At 47.3% G+C, this 1,801-nt stretch carries 2 protein-coding genes and 1 pseudogene; 2 read left to right on the top strand and 1 reads right to left on the bottom strand.

Annotated elements, in window-relative coordinates:
• Together QT974_RS33990 and QT974_RS33985 are read left to right on the top strand one after the other, a co-directional pair.
• A pseudogene (locus tag QT974_RS33990) lies at window positions 1-199 on the top strand (helix-turn-helix domain-containing protein); the annotation flags it as partial.
• A 184-nt stretch (window positions 200-383) separates the two neighbouring features.
• A complete protein-coding gene (locus QT974_RS33985; protein WP_333472756.1) occupies window positions 384-914 on the top strand; it encodes a helix-turn-helix domain-containing protein in 531 nt (176 codons plus the stop codon).
• A 266-nt stretch (window positions 915-1,180) separates the two neighbouring features.
• On the opposite strand, the gene QT974_RS33980 is transcribed toward QT974_RS33985, so the two are convergent.
• On the bottom strand, window positions 1,181-1,753 hold the full coding sequence (locus tag QT974_RS33980; protein ID WP_333472755.1) for a tyrosine-type recombinase/integrase: 573 nt from the start codon (window positions 1,751-1,753) through the stop codon (window positions 1,181-1,183).
• Window positions 1,754-1,801: the final 48 nt, after the last annotated feature.

Here is a 1,801-nt window from a genome sequence, read left to right as displayed (position 1 = left end):
AGGTGGAATTAGAGCCAGCGTTGACACCTCGCGAATGTGGAATGTTCAAATTCAGCTAACAGGTCAGCAGAATCTGGAGGGCAAAATAGAGCAGCCTGATGAAGTCTACATCACAGTCCAACCGGGGCTCTGGACTCATGCCTTCTTGAACAAAGCAGGTTACTTCGCCAAAGAAGCCTTGTATCGTTTGGCTATTTAGCTCAGGAGATTCTCAAAATCGATGCCTACCATGATGAACTGGCTTTGCGCTAGCACTTCATCTGACGATGGAAAGCCGATTTCACACCAGTGGCAGTTACAAAGTGGAAACCCTTCTAAAAGCGCTCATGTCCCAAACGGTAATCGATATAGCCCGGTCTGACCGTAGAAAAACTTACACGCTGATGAATAGCTGGAATCACACCCTGGAAGTGCTGTTGAAACTCCAGCGAGCGTTTCAAATCGAGTTTGACCAAGAGACCTACCCAGAATGGCTGAGACCAGGTAGCAAGTGTCGAAAAAAACCTGGATACTTTGACACGCTATTGGCAGCCAAAATTACCATCCATCCGCCAGCACCTATCCCCAAACTCCTGGCAAGCAAAGCTGAACTCAAACAGGTTCAACCCCGCCTGAAAGAAGCTCCCAAACCTAAACTGACAAGCAATGAGATAAAAGAAGCAAGAACAGCCAAAGGTTGGACTCAAGCACAATTGGCTGGCTGGCTAGGGGTGTCGCAGCCGTTATGTATCCATGTTGGAACGTGGGGAGCGAATCCTTGCACCAGAAATGGAATCCCAAATCTGGCATCTGTTAAGCATTTCACATTGACATACTTAGGACTTACACACAGCCTCAACATACGGTGTGAAAGTAGAGGCAACCCCCCCGTGGTTGCCCCTATCTGTAGCCGAGTTAGGGAGGCCACTCTCTAACTTAGGCATTCACCTATCCATAGGATGCTTGGCCTTAGTCCTAATACTGTAACCTTCGTCCTATTGCGACCTTTAAGATAGTACAGGGACGATTATTACAATCCTGATTCTCCTGATGGGGGAACGGCTGAAATTATTGGATTGAAAGGACGGAATAGCGGAACGGGAATGGTTAAGTTGCTGTTTGATGCTGAATGCTGTCGGTTTCGGAATATCTATAAACTGCCGTAATAGTAAAGGACAGGAAAATATTGAGCTCTGTCGCCTTACTTCAAGAGCCCAATCGCCTTGGCAAGCTGTTCCGGCTGTACCTCCAAATAGCGCTGGAGACTAGACAAATTTTTGTGTCCCGAAATCTCCATAATCACCCGCAGCGGCACCCCAGCATTGCTCAAGTTCGTGAGAGCTGTCCGCCTCATGGAATGTGTGGAAGCTCCCTTAATTCTTACCCGCTTGCAAGCTTCTTTAAAAATCAAATCTGCAAAAGAGCGGGTCAAAGGCTTCGTACCCTCTCGCCCCGGAAACAAAAAACCCACATTTGGATTGTAAGCCTTTAAATACTTACCCAGCATAGGATGAAGCGGCAGCGTTCGCGTTGCTGATTTCCCCTTTGTCGTCGCTTTTCGCAACGTGACTGACCCCCCAACAATGTCGTGAGTTGTTAAAGCTAACGCCTCTGAAATGCGGCAGGCGCAGTAAAAAGTTACAGCAAACAAAAGCCTGTCTCTTGCTGTAATAAAACCCCGATCAAACAGTCGGTCAATTTCTGCGGGCGTCAAAATCTTAGCGCGCCCATTCCCTTGAACCTTCACGGCGCAGCCCTCAAAGGGTAATACCATTTTTTTAAAGATGTGATAGACTTATGTAAGAAGTAAAGGAGCCAATAA

The sequence above is a fragment of the Microcoleus sp. BM001215392 genome, assembly GCF_036700185.1.
In the GTDB taxonomy this organism is placed as follows: Bacteria; Cyanobacteriota; Cyanobacteriia; order Cyanobacteriales; family Microcoleaceae; genus Microcoleus.
Note: the sequence above shows the minus strand (reverse complement) of the source record. Positions and strands in the feature narration are given on the sequence as shown.

Coding starts and splice junctions, on each gene's coding strand:
- QT974_RS33985 (WP_333472756.1), top strand. CDS start 384: ATGAATAGCTGGAATCACACCCTGGAAGTGCTGTTGAAACTCCAGCGA.
- QT974_RS33980 (WP_333472755.1), bottom strand. CDS start 1,753: ATGGTATTACCCTTTGAGGGCTGCGCCGTGAAGGTTCAAGGGAATGGG.